Origin of the sequence: Lysinibacillus sp. FSL R5-0849 (genome assembly GCF_038595075.1) — a bacterium.
Classification (GTDB): Bacteria; Bacillota; Bacilli; order Bacillales_A; family Planococcaceae; genus Lysinibacillus; species Lysinibacillus fusiformis.
Genome location: NZ_CP152004.1, coordinates 2857155 through 2873776 on the forward strand (window position 1 = coordinate 2857155; position 16622 = coordinate 2873776).

Annotated in this window: 15 protein-coding genes and 2 riboswitches; of the genes, 5 read left to right on the plus strand and 10 right to left on the minus strand. The window is 39.9% G+C overall.

All coding sequences use genetic code 11. The features are described 5' to 3' along the window. Position 1 precedes the first annotated feature (1 nt). Genes MKY80_RS14020 through MKY80_RS14065 form a run of 10 tightly spaced genes read right to left on the minus strand, consistent with a single transcriptional unit; the run spans position 2 to position 9322 of the window. Positions 2 to 1123, minus strand: coding sequence for a cobalamin biosynthesis protein (locus MKY80_RS14020; RefSeq protein WP_008178277.1), 1122 nt, complete (start codon positions 1121 to 1123; stop codon positions 2 to 4). Next, on the minus strand, positions 1116 to 1901 hold the full coding sequence (cobM, locus tag MKY80_RS14025; protein ID WP_090002593.1) for a precorrin-4 C(11)-methyltransferase: 786 nt from the start codon (positions 1899 to 1901) through the stop codon (positions 1116 to 1118). Before cobM ends, MKY80_RS14020 begins: the two co-directional genes overlap by 8 nt. Continuing rightward, entirely contained in the window at positions 1901 to 2608 is a 708-nt protein-coding gene (gene cobI, locus MKY80_RS14030; RefSeq protein ID WP_008178274.1) for a precorrin-2 C(20)-methyltransferase, read from the minus strand. The genes cobM and cobI overlap by 1 nt, the downstream gene beginning before the upstream one ends. Then, positions 2601 to 3803 carry a precorrin-6y C5,15-methyltransferase (decarboxylating) subunit CbiE gene (gene cbiE, locus MKY80_RS14035; RefSeq protein ID WP_253734826.1) on the minus strand — a complete coding sequence of 401 codons (1203 nt, stop codon included), beginning with the start codon at positions 3801 to 3803 and terminating at the stop codon, positions 2601 to 2603. The genes cobI and cbiE overlap by 8 nt, the downstream gene beginning before the upstream one ends. Further along, positions 3778 to 4911 (minus strand): cobalt-precorrin-5B (C(1))-methyltransferase, encoded by a 1134-nt coding sequence (locus MKY80_RS14040; RefSeq protein WP_008178270.1) that lies wholly within the window; start codon positions 4909 to 4911, stop codon positions 3778 to 3780. The genes cbiE and MKY80_RS14040 overlap by 26 nt, the downstream gene beginning before the upstream one ends. Continuing rightward, the gene (locus MKY80_RS14045) at positions 4911 to 5570 is read right to left on the minus strand and encodes a precorrin-8X methylmutase (protein ID WP_008178269.1); all 660 of its coding nucleotides are present in this window, start codon (positions 5568 to 5570) and stop codon (positions 4911 to 4913) included. The genes MKY80_RS14040 and MKY80_RS14045 overlap by 1 nt, the downstream gene beginning before the upstream one ends. A gap of 12 nt (positions 5571 to 5582) precedes the next feature. Continuing rightward, positions 5583 to 6344, minus strand: a complete 762-nt coding sequence (gene cobK, locus MKY80_RS14050) for a precorrin-6A reductase (protein WP_089986301.1) — start codon at positions 6342 to 6344, stop codon at positions 5583 to 5585. Continuing rightward, positions 6341 to 7264, minus strand: coding sequence for a sirohydrochlorin chelatase (locus MKY80_RS14055; RefSeq protein WP_239355181.1), 924 nt, complete (start codon positions 7262 to 7264; stop codon positions 6341 to 6343). The genes cobK and MKY80_RS14055 overlap by 4 nt, the downstream gene beginning before the upstream one ends. A 14-nt stretch (positions 7265 to 7278) precedes the next feature. Next, positions 7279 to 8946: a precorrin-3B C(17)-methyltransferase gene (cobJ, locus tag MKY80_RS14060; protein WP_008178263.1), complete on the minus strand. Its 1668-nt coding sequence runs from the start codon at positions 8944 to 8946 to the stop codon at positions 7279 to 7281. A gap of 4 nt (positions 8947 to 8950) precedes the next feature. Further along, entirely contained in the window at positions 8951 to 9322 is a 372-nt protein-coding gene (locus MKY80_RS14065; RefSeq protein ID WP_008178261.1) for a (2Fe-2S) ferredoxin domain-containing protein, read from the minus strand. 143 nt (positions 9323 to 9465) lie between these two features. Beyond that, positions 9466 to 9648, minus strand: a riboswitch (cobalamin riboswitch). Between the two features lie 261 nt (positions 9649 to 9909). Continuing rightward, positions 9910 to 10095, plus strand: a riboswitch (cobalamin riboswitch). Positions 10096 to 10238: 143 nt separating this feature from the next. Here MKY80_RS14065 and MKY80_RS14070 point away from each other — a divergent pair. The 5 genes from MKY80_RS14070 (at position 10239) to MKY80_RS14090 (ending at position 16540) form a co-directional block, all read left to right on the plus strand. Next, entirely contained in the window at positions 10239 to 10985 is a 747-nt protein-coding gene (locus MKY80_RS14070) for an energy-coupling factor ABC transporter permease (RefSeq protein WP_043990468.1), read from the plus strand. Position 10986: 1 nt separating this feature from the next. Then, the gene (locus MKY80_RS14075) at positions 10987 to 11259 is read left to right on the plus strand and encodes an energy-coupling factor ABC transporter substrate-binding protein (protein WP_008178258.1); all 273 of its coding nucleotides are present in this window, start codon (positions 10987 to 10989) and stop codon (positions 11257 to 11259) included. Positions 11260 to 11264: 5 nt separating this feature from the next. Beyond that, a complete protein-coding gene (gene cbiQ, locus MKY80_RS14080) occupies positions 11265 to 12038 on the plus strand; it encodes a cobalt ECF transporter T component CbiQ (protein ID WP_089986299.1) in 774 nt (257 codons plus the stop codon). Beyond that, complete coding sequence (locus MKY80_RS14085) at positions 12035 to 12883, plus strand: ATP-binding cassette domain-containing protein (RefSeq protein WP_089986298.1); 849 nt, start codon at positions 12035 to 12037, stop codon at positions 12881 to 12883. The genes cbiQ and MKY80_RS14085 overlap by 4 nt, the downstream gene beginning before the upstream one ends. A gap of 138 nt (positions 12884 to 13021) precedes the next feature. Then, positions 13022 to 16540: a S8 family peptidase gene (locus MKY80_RS14090; protein WP_342529849.1), complete on the plus strand. Its 3519-nt coding sequence runs from the start codon at positions 13022 to 13024 to the stop codon at positions 16538 to 16540. Positions 16541 to 16622 lie beyond the last annotated feature (82 nt).

Genomic DNA, 16622 nt, shown 5'->3' on the forward strand with positions numbered 1-16622 from the left:
CTTAAAATAGGTATCTAGCAACTGAAATCGTAGCATTACCTGATTTTTTCTTTTCTAAGATGAGTGATTTGACTTGAGCATAACGCATAGCTGCAGGTTCACTGACACCATATGCCCCTGTATATTTAAAGACTGTTTCTGAAGGTGATGGGAATTCAATTTCGTTTAATTCTGTCGGTGAGTAGGTAACGAACTCCCAATCATATTTTTTTGTAATATCCAGGAAGCATTGCTCATCTTTCTTCAGATCAATTGTACAAAGTGCCTTCACACTTTTTTTCGAAAGCTTAAGCTCTGCCAAGGTTTCATCAATGACTTGTTCAATCTCCTCAATAGATGTACCACGATTACAGCCCATGCCTAGGATAATTGATTTTGGTCGATAAATGACACCATTTTCAAGCAAAACCTCTTCTTCTCGTTCGATTATACGGTCCGTTATTAATAATGTTGCATGAGGTTTAGCCTCTATGGCCGTCCGTGTAGATGGATAAATTTTAATTTGCTCTGGCATTGGTGTATCACGCATCCACCAATCTCGCTCACCAGTTTCCTGTACAATAGCCACATGTTCCTCATTGACGACAGAAGCACTGACAGGCGTTAATTTATCGGCACTATCCCAAACCCAGCCAAAACGTGCACCAAATAGATCGACTGGAATAGTCTTTTGCACATCGGAGGCTGTTGTAATAATAGGGTTGGCACCAAGAGCTGCCGCTACCTCATGTGTTAGTTCATTGGCACCGCCAAGATGTCCTGACAAGACACTTATTACGTTTTCGCCTCGATCATCAATAACTACAACACCCGGATCAGTCTTTTTATCCTTTAAAATGGGTGCGATCATTCGGACAACTGCACCTAAAGAAATAATTAAAATCAAACCTTTGTATTGTTTAAATAGAGTCGGCAAAAGCAAACGCACTGTTCCAGTAAACAGTTGAATATGCTTTTCCTCCTCATCGCCCTGTTCAAATTTACTCATATAATACAAATCACTTGCTGCAAACGTTTGTTGGAGTCGACGTCCTATTTGAACACCATGCTTTGTAATCGCTACAACCGCATATGCATGGCGCTGATCAACTTCTGGTAATATCCCCTCTTGTAACTCAATCACTTGTCTTCACACCTTTTCTAAAGCCGTGTGTAAAGGTTGCATCATATAATTTCGAGCGATATTGATCCTTATCATGAATATCAGGGTCTAGCGCCCAGCCTGCTAGAATCATTGCATGCTTACGAATGCCATTCACGCGCATCGCTTCATCTAATTCGATTAATGTCGTACGAACAATTTTTTGATCTGGCCAAGAAGCACGTTGAATCACCGCTACGGGTGTGTCATCAGCCCAGCCAGCACTTTGTAGTTCTTTGACAATTTTCTTTGTGAGCGTCGCACTTAAGAATAGAGCAATTGTACAATGATGGCTTGCTAAATCACGTAATTTTTCAAATTCTGGTACAGGGGTGCGCCCTTCAGCACGAGTTAAAATTAAAGTTTGTGTTAAATCAGGAATCGTTAGCTCAGCCCCAATTGCCGCTGCTGATGCAAAAACAGAGCTAACCCCTGGAATAACTTCGTAGCCAATGCCTTGCTTTTTTAAGAGTGCTACTTGTTCCATAATCGCTCCATACATGGCCGGATCACCTGTATGCATGCGAGCTACTATTTTCCCACCATGGACCCGATCAGCCATCACAGCGACCATTTCCTCTAAATGCATACCAGCGGTACGAATAATTTCCGCATCTGGTCGAGCTTTCGCAATGAGATCTTCACTCACTAATGAATCTGTATACATAACAACATCTGCTGTTTGTAACATATGTAAGCCTTTAACTGTAATTAAATCTGGATCACCGGGACCCGCGCCTACTATATAGATCTTCTTCATTATTTACGCACCACCATTAATGTTAAATATTCTAAATCGACACCATCCAACTCGCGTACATCCCAAATTACTTCTTCGTCAGATGTTACCTTTGTCACAACAGATGCTTTATCTAGTAAATCTAAATCACGTAGTACCTGTAGCATTAAATCAATTACTTTTGCTACTTTAATAAAGACCACAGCATCATGACTTTCAATAGCTTCACGCATTGCCTCATAATCATCATAGGCAGGAATGATCGCGACACGGTCATCACCATCAGCTAATGCAATACCAAGTCGAGAAGCGGAGCCATTAAATGAGGATATCCCCGGAACCGTACGAATTTCTACATCTGGATGCATGTCCTGCATTAACTTCATCATATGGATAAACGTACTATATAATAACGGATCACCTTCTGTAACGAAGGCTACATCCTTACCCTCCTGTAATTTTTCATATACAAGCTCGACTGACTTTGTCCATTCACGCTCAAGGACAGCTTCGTCCTTCGTCATAGGAAATACAAGACCAAGCATATCTTTTTCCTCTGGATTAATATAAACATCTACAATACGATGGGCATAGCTCTTACTGCCTCTAAGTTTTTTTGGATAGGCAATAACAGGTGACTCTTGAATCACACGAAACGCCTTCACTGTAATTAATTCTGGATCGCCAGGACCTACGCCCAAGCCATATAAAACACCTAAATTAGTCATGATTTTCTTCCTTTCGATAAGCCGAAATAATATATATTGGATTTAATGGCACAAAGCGTGTCATATCTAAGATCGGTTTGCTACGCGCAAGCTGTGCCTGTAAAATATCAACCGCAAAATCACAAGCCTTAAACGCTTCCACTGCTTTATATAAATTTTCAATTGTCGCAGCATTTAAAACAATTCGACCATTTGGTTTTAAGCGATTACAGCACAATTGTAGTAATTCGACCATTTCACCACCAGTACCACCGATAAAAATGGCATCAGGGTCTGGGAAATGATCGAGTCCCTCTGGAGCTTTACTATGAATTGCTGTTATATCCACACGGAATTTTTGCTGATTGTGTAGACAGTTCTCTAAATCAGGTGCATTTTTTTCAACGGCGTATACTTCCCCCTCAGGTGCAAGCTTCCCCGCTTCAATGGCCATAGATCCTGTACATGTACCAATATCCCAAATAACACTATCCTGTTGAAGTTGCATCGCCTGTAAGCTTAAGACACGAATTTCTTTCTTAGTAATGAGTCCTTTATCTGGTTTTCGTTGTGAAAACTCTTCATCATCAATACCGAGTGTGTAGCGTTTTGGTTCAACAGTTTGTTGTAAAATAACTACGTTTAAAGGGGAAAAATGTGCATTCTCCATTTCATCTAGCGAATACCAATCACATTTTTCATCTTCACCCTGTAGATTTTCGGCTACAAATGCACGATATTCGGTCATACCAAAATGCTTTAAATAACGTGCGAGCGCATTTGGGCTATTTTCAGCATCTGTTAACAGAGCTATTTTCTTTTTCCCATCGATGCGCTGTGCCAAGCCTTTCATAGGTCGTCCATGAATACTTGTAACATAAGCATCCTGCCAGCTTTCTCCCATTTTCGCGAAGGCTAGCTGTACGGAGCTCATATATGGATAAACCTCCAAATCTAGCTTTTTCGCTAAATAGCCCCCAACGCCGTAAAACAATGGATCTCCTGATGCGAGAATAATCGTATTTCTTGTTTCCTCTGACAATCTCTCAACAAGTGCTGAAAGACCTCCTTTGATCATAATTTTTTCCCCTGTAAAATGCGGGAAAAAATCAAGCACGCGCTCACCACCTACAAGTACCTCGCAGTCTTCAATCCACTGGCGGTATTGTGGGAATAAGCTTGCTAATCCGTTATCCCCGATCCCAATTAATTTCATCGATCGATGCAATGTCATCAGCCCTTCCTAATAATTGTCCCTGCATCGAATAAATCGATGTGGAAAGCGTTAAACCGCCCTTTATATGATGAATGGAGGAATAGCAGCAGGCCTCACACAAACGATGGAAAAATGATTCATATCCCTTTTCCATCATAATTTCACCTACTTGCGACGCTGTGTTGGCCTCTCGTATTTCGGCTATTGTGTCTGCATCTGCCCCTACATCTTCTGCAAGTTGTGCTAAAAAGTTAAAATCAATCGGAGCACTTTTGGAATGCACCATCATTACCCCTTGTGCCACCTTTGAAAATTTCCCCATCATCCCGACAAGGGACACTTGTTTAATACCAAGTCGCTTACAATGCTTTAAAGTAAAGCCAACAAAATCACCCATTTCAACAAAAGCTTCTTCAGGTAAATCGGGATATTGCTTCATCCCAAATTTTTCACTGCGACCACCTGTTGTCACTACTAAATGCTCACAGCCAGCCTCTTTAGCGACGCTAATGGCCTGTACAATACTAGCCATATACGCAGAACTTGAAAAAGGCACGACGGTTCCCCTTGTGCCTAAAATCGAGATGCCTCCAAGTATACCAAGACGACCATTTAACGTTTTTTTCGCAATCTCCTCACCCTTAGGGACGGAAATCACTACGTTAACCCCTCGTGTAATTTGAAATTCGTCCAATACTCCTTGAACAGTGCTGTGAATCATTTTCCGTGGGACAGGGTTAATGGCTGCCTCTCCAACAGGCACTGGTAAGCCGGGCTTTGTGACACGCCCGACTCCAATCCCACCATCTAAATGAATACCAGGTGTCTCTGCCCAGCTCACAGTACCGACGATGAGTGCCTGATGTGTGGCATCTGGGTCATCACCAGCATCTTTAATCGTTTCACAGCTGACGGCATTGTTTTCAAATAGGCATTTTTCAATGGTAAAGGTCGCATCCCTACCTATTGGCAAATGAATCGTGCTTGTTTCTTGCTCTTCATTTGTAATAAGGGCGAGTAAAGCGGCCTTTGTTACTGCAGTTGCACAGGCTCCTGTTGTATAACCGTGACGCATGTCCTTAGGATCCTTTTTTGGCTTCCGCTCCATTATTTTTTCGCCTGTTCATCCGCTAAAAGTGAAATGGCATTTAATGCGGCAACCGTCACTGTACTACCGCCTTTCCGACCAACATTTGTAATGTACGGAATACCTTCAAGTTTTAGCAGCTCTTCTTTCGATTCAGCCGCAGACACGAAACCTACAGGCATACCAATAATTAAATCTGGTTTTGCTAAGCCTTCCTTAATTAAACGAATCAATTCTAGTAATGCAGTTGGGGCATTACCAATGGCATAAATACCGCCCTCATGCAATTTTGAGGCTTTTTGCATCGATATAATGGCACGCGTTGTATTTTGCTTTTTCGCTTCTACAGATACATCCTCATCCGCAATATAGCAATGTAAATCGCCACCATGTTTTTGGAAACGTTTTTTACCAGAGCCACTTTCAATCATTTGCACATCCGCAATTACATGACGCCCTGCCAGAATAGACTTAACACCTGCTTCAAGTGCTCCTGGTGTAATAATAACGCTACGACCTAGCTCAAAGTCAGCAGATGCATGGATAATACGGCGCACAACCTTCCATTCATCTTCTGAAAAGTCATGCTCCCCCATTTCCTCCGCGATAATCGAGAAACTGTAATCGTAAATTTTATCTGGGTCTACTGTTAATGGTTTGAAATCTGTTTTAAAATCCATTGTTATTGCCTCCTAAAGTGTATGTTGTACAGCCTGTAACACTTCTTCAAAAGTGGAATATTGCTGGCCATATTTAATATTGGGTCTTGCAATAAGAATTGTTTCTATAGAACAAGCAAGGGCTGCCTCTAGCTTCTCGTCTACTGAGCCGACTTTGCCACTTTCTTTGGTAATCATTAAGGTCACTCCATATTGACGGAATAATGCTTCATTTAATTCCTTTGAAAATGGGCCTTGAATGGCTACAATATCTCGCTGTGCCACACCGAGCGCCTCACATTTTTCCATATTGTCAAGTCGTGGGAGCATACGAGCAATGACTCTTGTATTTTCTAAGCCTTGTAAGACTTTCGTAAATGTAGCAAGCGTTTTACTACCTGTTGTCAGCATAATAACACCACGCTTTTCTGCTGCTAACTGAGCTGCTTCCTCATAATCCTTCACGACTGTTATAAGTGGGTGTACATAATGTTCATGAGCACGTTCATAGCGAATATAAGGAACTTGCGCTTTTTCAGCTGCTGCCATGGCATTTTTCGATGCCTCTTCTGCAAATGGATGAGAGGCATCTACCACCAATTGAAAGCCTTGTTCCGATATAATAGTCGCCATTTCTTCCGCTGTAAGTCGCCCTATTAAATGAGGTAAGCCAGCGTCAGCAAGACTAGAGGCTGCCGATTCCGTCACAACGGTGGCAGTTACAGCATGTCCCGTCCTTTGCAGTTCAAGGCCTAGATTCCTTGCATCACTCGTCCCTGCTAACATGAAAATCATTTTACTGGCTCCTCTTCATGATGATGATGGTGATGGTGATCGTGTCCATGATCATGGCCGTGGTCGTGGTGGTGATCATGGTCGTGATCATGATGGTGATGATGATGTGCATGCCCATGAATAGCAGCGTAAGCCCGATATTCTTCAAGATCTTTCATACCTGTTGATGTACCATTCACCGCTTGCTCAATACGTTCTAATAGAACATTTTGTAAACGTTCATGGTAGCCAAAGTAGTTGGCAATTTGAATCTCACATGCTGGAAATTGCTCATTGTATTTCTCACACATAACATGCATACGCTCCATTAAAATACCCGTGAATAAAAAGTAAGGAAGCATAATAATTTTTTTAGCACCTAGTTTGACACAGCGTTCAATGCCTTCTTCAACACGTGGGTCCGTTACGCCCATAAAGGCACTTTCTACGTATTTAACAGGTAGTTTTTCCCATAGTAATCGTGTAATTTTATAGAAATCTCCATTTGCATAAGGATCACTACCTCCTCGAGCAATTAATAAAATGGCTGTGTCTTCCTGTTCTTGTTCAGTATCAAATCCAATTTCAACTAAACGATCCTGTAATATCGCAAATATTTCTTCATGAATGCCAATTGTTTGACCATATGTGAATGTGATATTCGGATAATGCTCACGAGCATGCTCGATTTCTGCCGGAATATGTAGCTTAGAATGACCTGCATGAAGTAAAATAATCGGGATGACATGTACCTCTGAAGCACCCTTTTTCACACAGTTTGTAATACCTTCTTCGATGTTAGGAGAAGCAAATTCAAGGAAGCATGTTTCCACTAAATATTGTTCATCAATGCGAGATTTCATTTGCTCGATAAATGTACGCACCTCATCATTTCCTGCTGCTAAACGGCTCCCATGGCCAACAAATAATATAGCTTTCATCTCTTTTCTCCTCACTAGTCGCCGCACGGAGCTGGCTCTATTTTTATTTTGGAAGACATATCTTGATACGTAAAATGCAATATCTTTTTCACCCGCTTGAAGTATTTAAATAGACGCTCGTTTGGATGCGCATTGGCTTTATATTCTTCAATAATATCTGTAATTAAAGGGATTAATTGATCAGGCTCCAAACCTTCTACAACAGGCTGTGCTGCATGAGCCGTACGTCCGACTGGTTTCGCTCCAATAAAGACATCAAATTTACTTTTGCGATAGACAATCCCAATATCATCAAACACGGCTCGATAACAAGCCATTCCACAGCCATTGAAGCCAATATTTAATGTTTTCGGTAATGACATACCGCCAAGCTTTTCTTGAATTTCCTCCGCATATGGAATGGAATCTGCTTTTTCACCGTAGCAAAAATCACAAGCCTTCAACGATAACACATCACCAATTGGTGCTAATAAAAAGCCTACTTCCTGTAATTTCTCAGTGATACGTTCAGGCGTTGTTGTAGGTATTTTTAAATGGATTTGATGATCTGGTGTATATTCCATTGATCCTTCTTCTCCTACTACCTCTGCTAACGTCATCATTTGCTGTGGTGTGAAAAATTTATTAGCCACGCCAGGGCTCACTGCTAATTCAAAAATGGATTCTATTTTTTGTTGTACAAGCTTTGGAGTAACCTTGATAGCACTTGTTCCCTTTACCATTGCAAGTGCCGCTGTAGCCATTTCAAGTGCTGTTTTTTTCGGCTTTGGCATAACGGCTATACTGGGTTTATTCATTCTCCCTGCATTAGGGTCTGCCGCAAAGTCATTTCGTGCTGTTCCTGTCTCTTGATTCATCGCCCATGGCTCATTTTCTTCCCGTAAGCGTTGATGTGGACGTAATGGCTGTTTTTCCTCACCAAGTGTATATTTACGTTGGTAGCCTCGCGGTGTAATCATTTTATTATCATAGAAGAACGTAGATGAGTTTCCGATAATAACTGTTGTCAGCATACCAATATCATGTTCCAGCATTTCTGCCAATGTCGTCATCGTCACTTCCTGACGTTCTCGATAGGCACTTTTTACAAGCCCTACTGGTGTGTCAGGAGAACGATATTCTAAAAGAATTCGTTGCGCTTCGACAATTTGTCTTGTACGGCGACCACTTTTAGGATTGTATAAAGCAATAACAAAATCGGCCATAGCTGCGGCTTCCACACGCTTCGCAATTAAATTCCACGGAGTGAGATGGTCACTCAAACTAATGGTACAAGCATCATGCATAATGGGTGCACCAAGTAAACTAGCACATGAATTGATAGCTGAAATACCTGGGACAATCTCCACTTCAATACCAGTTGCCTCTGTCCAGCCTAGCTCAATTAATACTTCATACACCAATCCCGCCATACCATAAACGCCTGCATCTCCACTCGAAATGACCGAAACAATACTTCCTGCCTCTGCTTGACGAACGGCCTCCTGAGCACGTGACACTTCCTCTGTCATACCTGTACTGACAATGGATTTTGCGCTGACTAAATCTTGAATCAGTTCAACATAGGTTTTATAGCCTATGATCATGTCACTTTGTTGTAAAGCCTCTACTGCACGTGTCGTAATATGCTTAAAGTCTCCAGGTCCAAAGCCTACTACGAAAATTTTCCCTTTTTGCGCCATGTTTTTACCCCTCTTTCACCTTTTCAATCCCTTTAATGGCTGTTGTTTGCGCTGTTCGCTGTAATGTCCCTTCTCGAAGTGTAAAAACATGATCGTTATATAAGGATTCATGATGCAAATCCTGTACAAGTGTTCTAGCATGCTCCGTTGACGGTACACGATACCAATTCCCCTGAGGGTAAGCAATCACAACACAAGCATCCTTGCATCGTCCATTACAGCGCGTTCTTGTCGTATGTATTTCTTTATCTAGTGCGTTACGCTGTATTTCATCTCGTATAGCTTGGGTAATTTCCTCCCCATCCTTGTTCATACAGCTACTGCCATTGCAAATAAAGAGATGTGTTTTCATCCCCTCTAAATTCCACGTTGTCATCTTATATCTCCCCTCATTTGCTTTTGGAAAAAAGAAAAAACCTTTACTCTGCCGAAGAGTAAAGGTTTGTAGAAGCCAAATAAAAACGAATAGATTGAAAGACAGATCCTCGCTTTTGCTTCAACTTCTCCCTCCGAAAAGTTTGCATGCACAATCTGATAAGCAGGTTTCCTGACTTAAGCTTCATTTTACTGTCGCACCTTCCCTAGTTTGCACAGGTGGCATTGCGATTTCATCAGCTATTACAGTAGCGGGGGCTGTATTGGACTTTCACCAATTTCCCTATTATCTCGAGTTCTTCGAGCACTTATCGACGTTTTATATGAAATTTTTAATCGTATACATAATAGAAAACTGTCTTAATCATATCTTATTATTTTAAAATTTCAATATTTCTTTAAAAAATCATGACAAATTTATCAATTTCATAGGAGGGGTGAAAGCTATTAAAAATTTGAATTTGCCTTCTTTAATCCTAAAAAACGTTAGTTATCAGAATTTTCGACATTGATATTCTATTTTTAATTTTTTATAAAAAAAGTATAGCATAATTATGGAAATTCGTGATACACTTTGTCGTGAAATCTCACAACTTACTATTTTTCGGTGTAAAATGCTCGTCATTTTGCTTAAAAGGGAAGCCGGTTTAAGTCCGGCGCGGTCCCGCCACTGTAATAGGGAGCTTTATAGAAAATGTCACTGTCCAATGGATGGGAAGACCTATAAAGTGTTGAACTAGAGCCAGGAGACCTGCCGAACATAAGTGATCGTTTCAGCCTACGAGGATAGGTGTGCGGCTTAGCAGATGAAAATGTTATTTGCTTTTTTAGCTATGCACTTTTCCAACAACGGAAAAGTGCTTTTTTATTACGCACGCTACATTCTAAAAATCTATTTACAGTTTGGAGGAAAAAAATTGAAGCTGTCTTGGTGGAAACTTAGTTATTTTCTATTGGCTTTTTTAATGGTGCCAAAGCGTGCCTTCGCCATGCATATCATGGAAGGTTTTTTACCAATCGAATGGGCTATTTTTTGGTGGGTAATCTCCATCCCATTTATTATTTTAGGATTGCGCTCTATTCGTAAAACAATTGATGAAAACCCTGAAACAAAAATGATTCTGGGGCTGTCCGGTGCGTTTGCCTTTGTCCTATCAGCCTTAAAAATCCCTTCAGTTACAGGGAGCTGCTCACATCCAACAGGAGTAGGTCTCGGAACAGTATTATTTGGACCGTTAGCCATGAGTGTCATCGGGACAATTGTTTTATTATTTCAATCTTTACTTTTAGCTCATGGTGGGATCACAACATTAGGGGCTAATGCATTTTCGATGGCTATTGTAGGACCGTTTATCGCCTACTTTGTATTTAAAGGGGCAAAACAATTGGGGTTATCGTTTTCATTAGCTGTTTTCTTTGCGGCCATGCTTGGGGATTTAGGTACATATGTGGTGACTTCCATTCAATTAGCACTAGCCTTCCCATCTGAAGTTGGAGGCTTTATGGCTTCCTTTACAAAGTTCGCAAGTATTTTTGCCTTAACACAAATCCCATTAGCTGTGAGTGAAGGAATATTAACAGTTATTGTCATGAACTTCTTGAAAAAATATAATATTAGCGAATTAAAATCTTTACGTGTTTTCTCTACAAAGGAGGCGCACTAATATGAAACGAAATTTATTACTTTTAGCAATCGTCGTACTATTGGCGATTATCCCTCTTTTCGTCCAAAAAGGAGCAGAATTTGGAGGAGCCGACGGTGAAGCAGAAGCAGCCATTGGGGAGATCAATGCAGAATATGAGCCATGGTTTGATAGTTTGTGGGAACCACCTAGTGGTGAAATTGAAAGCTTATTATTCGTGCTACAAGCAGCTATTGGTGCTGGTTTTATCGGCTACTTTATTGGCTATATGCGTGGCAAGCATAAAGAAGGTTAAGGATTATGTTACTCATTGATAAGTATGCGTATCTCAATAAGCTAGCGTTCGTTCATCCGCTAGAAAAAATGATATTTTCATTAGGACTACTTTTATTCACGCTTATTATGAGAGATGAACGACTTTCACTCATTACATTTTTTGTAATGAGTGCTTTTATCATTTGGGGCGCGAAAATTCCACTAAACTATTATGCGAAGCTATTATTACTACCTGGTTTTTTCTTATTCACAAGTCTCTTATCAATCATCATTTCGATAGCTCCAGCAGCGCATACATTACCAGCCCATATGGGGGCATTTACGTATATGAACTGGACAATTTTTATTGGGAGAGCCAGTATCGCTACCGCCCAGCAACTATTCTTTATTGTACTTGGCAGTATAAGTTGCTTATATTTTTTAGTTTTAACGACATCTGTACAAGGAATTTGTTATGTGCTTCGACAATGGCGGCTACCTACTTTATTAGTTGAGCTAGTAGAACTCACCTATCGTTTTATTTTTATTTTTTTAGAAAGCATGCAAAAAATTCATTTGGCCCAGCAAGCCCGGCTTGGCTACCACTCACCCATGCAATGGTTACGTTCAGTGTCTATGCTAATTGCCGCGTTGTTTATTGAAATGTTTCAGCGCAGTCGAGAGCTTAATCATGCCATGCTGGCGCGTGGTGGTGAAACGGTTTATTGGCATGAAACGGGCGCCTATAGCAAAAAAAACTGGCTTGGTATAACGGCTATTTTTTTATTCCTCATCGTATACGGAGGGTACTTCTCATGACAGCATTTTATTTTAAACTAAACAACCTGTCATATGCCTATGCAGATGGTACGAAGGCTTTGACAGATATTACATTAAACATTCCAAAAGGGAAAAAAATCGCTATACTCGGTCATAATGGAGCAGGAAAATCCACTTTATTTCAGCACCTTAATGGTATTTTGAAACCAACAGCTGGGACCATTTCATTTGATGGAGAAAAACTTCAATATAATAGAAAGGCATTAAAGGCTCTTCGCCAACAGGTTGGAATCGTCTTTCAAGATGCTGATAATCAGCTTTTTTCAGGAACTGTTAAGCAAGATATAGCCTATGGTCCAATGAATCTAGGATGGCCTACGGAAAAAATTGAAGAAAAAATAGCATGGGCTGTTGCACAAACTGAAGTGACAGAGCTACTAGATAAACCCATCCACTTTTTAAGCGTAGGGCAGAAAAAGCGTGTGGCCATGGCAGGTGTATTAGCGATGGAACCGACTGTCCTTTTATTAGATGAACCAACAGCGGGTCTTGATAGCTATTACGCTACACAAGTTTTTCAATACTTAGCCAAAGTAGAAGACCATGAAAAAACGATTATCCTTGCGACTCACGACATTGCCCTTGCCTATGAATGGGCCGATCAAATTATGGTCATGGAGGCAGGAAAAATTATTTATAATGGTGACCCTGTCGCCTTATTTTATGAAGAAGAATTGCTAAAACGGGCACATCTTGAACGACCATGGGTATTTGACATGGCTTTGGCTCTACAAAAAAAGAAATTATGGCACGAAAATATTTCAATTCCTCGCTCTAAGCATGACTTACTGCAATTGATCGAACAGCTATATGTAGAGGCGTAATGGTATCATCCATAAAAAGTAACGGACAGTTCGTTTTTAAATCGCAGAGAAAAATTTTCCTCATTTGCGAAACTTTTCTAACGTTTAACCGTATTAGTATAGTCGAGACATATTATAGAACATCAAGGAGAGATACAATTGAAAAGTTGGTTTAAAAAATCAGTCGCTGTCGCAGCATCCGCTGCATTAATGGTTCCTGTCGCTTCAGCTTTTGCTGAGGAGACACCACAACAAAGTGCGAAGAACGTATTAGCAAGCAATTCACAACATGCAGGTAAGAATCTTACAAATGAAGACAAATGGATGAGTAAGGATACGATTATTATCAAGCATTCTGGCCTTGATAAAAACGTACATAAAAAAATCGGATCTAAGGTCATCCGCTCCATTCCTTCATTAGGCTATGATGTGATTCAACTTAACAAAGGTGTATCCATAGAAAAAGCCGTCTCTTACTATTTAAAGCAGCAAGGGATTTCAAGTGTATCCCCTAGTTATGTCTATCATTCTTTCAACAAAGAAACTGACCCAAAGAAACAAGATATGTATCATCTAAGCCTCTTGCAAATGGATCAGGCTCTAGCATTAGCTGGGGAACATGACGTAACAGTAGCTGTCATCGATTCTGGTGTTGATTTTAAACATCCCGATCTAAAATCTCAAGTACTCACACCTTATAATGCAGCTGCACCGGCAAATACATCTTATCCAGGTGATCATGGAACACATGTTGCTGGGATTATTGCCGCAGCTAAAGACAATGGCATTGGTGGACATGGAATTAATCCACAAGCGAAGCTACTACCTATTGATGTCTTTAACGGAAAAGAAGGAGCAAATGATTTTATCATTGCACAAGGTATTCTGTACGCCATTGAGCAAGGTGTTGATGTCATTAATATGAGTTTAGGAGGCTATGGTGAATCACCACTTATGCAGGATGCTGTTCAAAAAGCTATTGATAGTGGCATTACGATTGTCGCAGCGGCTGGTAATGAGTCGACGGATGAATATTCCTTCCCTGCTTCCTATGAAGGTGTAATTAGTGTTGGTTCCACGAATGATCGTAATAAGCTATCAAGCTATTCCAATTATGGTCCCTCTGTCGATGTCGTGGCTCCTGGCGAAGACATCTACAGTACTGTACACGATGACAAAAAAGGATCATCTTTTGTTAAGTTTAGTGGTACTTCCATGGCATCTCCCGTAGTGGCAGGCATCGTGTCCCTACTTAAATCAAAGCATCCGAATTTAAAGCCACATGAAATTGAAGCAATTCTTGAAATAACAGCACAAGATTTAGGTAAAAAGGGTTATGATCTTACTTATGGTCATGGGCTTGTCGATCCAGTGAAAGCCTTACAGTTCGATTTAAATAAATTACCTAAACATTATTCTGAATCTAAAGAAGAGCGTATCAAAAATGCCAAAGTTCTTGCTAAAAATACATTAAATATTGAACAAGGTGTTTTCGAACAGCAAGACGAGAAAAAATGGTACAAGGTTGAGCTAGAGGCAAATGAGTATGCTCAGCTAACATTAAAAGGCGCTGATCAATACGACTATGCCTTCGATTTATACTTTTACCCTACTAATGAACAAGGTGAAGTAGAGCCTATTAAAGTTAATGATGTTCGTGTAGGAAAAAAAGAAGGTCACCTTTTTAAAGCAGACCAAAAAGGAACGCTGTTAATTGGTGTGAAAGATCATAATGGTAGTTATAGCTTAAAAGGGAAATCTACTTATATCTTTACAGCACAAACTGCGAAAAACTCGAATTTGCCAATTGATGCTTTAAATAAGTCTTCAATGCAGCCTATTAAAAAATTCCCATATAATACGGCAGGTAAAAACTATACCCTACTGTCCAAAGATCAACAAAAGGATCAAGATTATTTTACGTTTTCAGTAACAAAACCAACAACATTGAAGTTTGATTTATCTGGAATTCCAGGTGTTACTGCCTCTATGGATCTTTACTTAAAAGAGGATTTCAATCCGATCCCACCAGAAGAGATAAAGCAAGCTAAAAAAGAGGAAATTGAAGAAGAGGAAGCCTTCCCTATTCAAAGTTCCTACGGTGCAGCTAAAGGTGAAGCCGTTAGCATGATTATCGATGCTGTTCCAGATCAAGAATACATTTTAAGTGTATCTAATGAAAGTAATAGCGAGTTTTCAATGGAGATGTTTTTCAGTGGTGGCATTGAAAAAGAGGAAACAGTCAGTGAGTCTATGATTCCATACACATTAAAAGGTGAGGTTGTTACACTTCCACCCGATGAGGATGGACTACCTTTAGAGGAAGCCATGTACGACGAAAACATCTCTCTCGACCAATTACCAATAACGCCAAGTACAACAAAAAAGCGAAATGAAATTGAAGGCATGATGAGTATGCTCATGAATTCCTTTACAACGGACAATTTAGAAAATGTTGATCCGATTATTAAGCAAGCTATTCGCTTCAACATTGGTGAGGATCAAAAAGCTTATTTCCAAACAGAATATGATGAGGACTACTTCTTATTTAAAACAAAGGAAGATGCCCTTTATAGTTTTAGCTTTAACAAAGGTGCTGGCCAAATGCCTGCAGGTACTGTCTTTGAATACGATGAAAAAGCAAATGAACTAATTCCTGTTTCGTCCTTAACCAATGATTTGGGCTTACTTTCATTGCTTCTTGGCTCAGCCGGTAATGAAAACGATGCAAAAGTGATGGCATTGAAAAAGGACAAAACATATGTAGTAGCCGTTGTAAATGCTGGGGAACGTTCTATTGAGCCATATACGTTGAAAACAAGTAAAATCGGTGATATTCCAAAAGATTATAATCCTGATAATTATGAAGAAGCAAAAGCTCTAAAAATTCAACCAGGTACAACTTATAAAGATCATCTAATTTACCAAGACGATGAGGATTACTATTATTATAAGCAAAACGGTAATGATGAAGTTATGAGTTTATTAATTTCCTCTGTTCCATTTACCAATGAACAATTAAATCAATTGCCAAAAGAGTTACAGAAGGACTTGAAATTTGCAGGATCGATTATTGAAGATACAAATGGCAATATGAAAATTGACCCTAAAGAAATGGAGACCGCCATTCCATTTGGACTGAGCGATAATATTCTTGAGATACTCCTTGGCATGGTAGGAACGACAGACGTAAATACATCCTTTAAGGCTAAAAAGGATCGAGGTTACTTTATTCAAGTCAATAGCACAGGGCTTGGCCAATTGTCCATTCAGCCCTACACATTGACGATGTTCGACCATAAACGAACAGACGAAGATGCAGATTCCCAATTAGTGAATGGTGTACCAACCAAACCATTAGCCCTTAAGAAAGAAGACGACAAATGGATAGCTACTCAATATTTAAATGCGGGTATACCATTTGGTGATAAGGATTACTTTGAATTTAACAACGTCCAAAAACGTGATATCTTCTTCTCACTTCAAACAGAAAAAGCACTAGATGGTGTGATTCGAGTGATAGATGCAAACGGAAAAACAGTCAAAACTTTAGATCTTTACGGAGCTGGAGATGCTGAGGTAGGTACAATCGAACTGGATGCAGGTAAATACTATATTGAAGTTAGTGAATATTATGGCCAAGCAAGTACACAGCCATATACGTTAGAAATTAAATAATATCAATAAAATCCCCTAGATAACGGAATATCTAGGGGATTTTTATACATATAAGCATCTTTATTCTAAACTAAAATGCTTA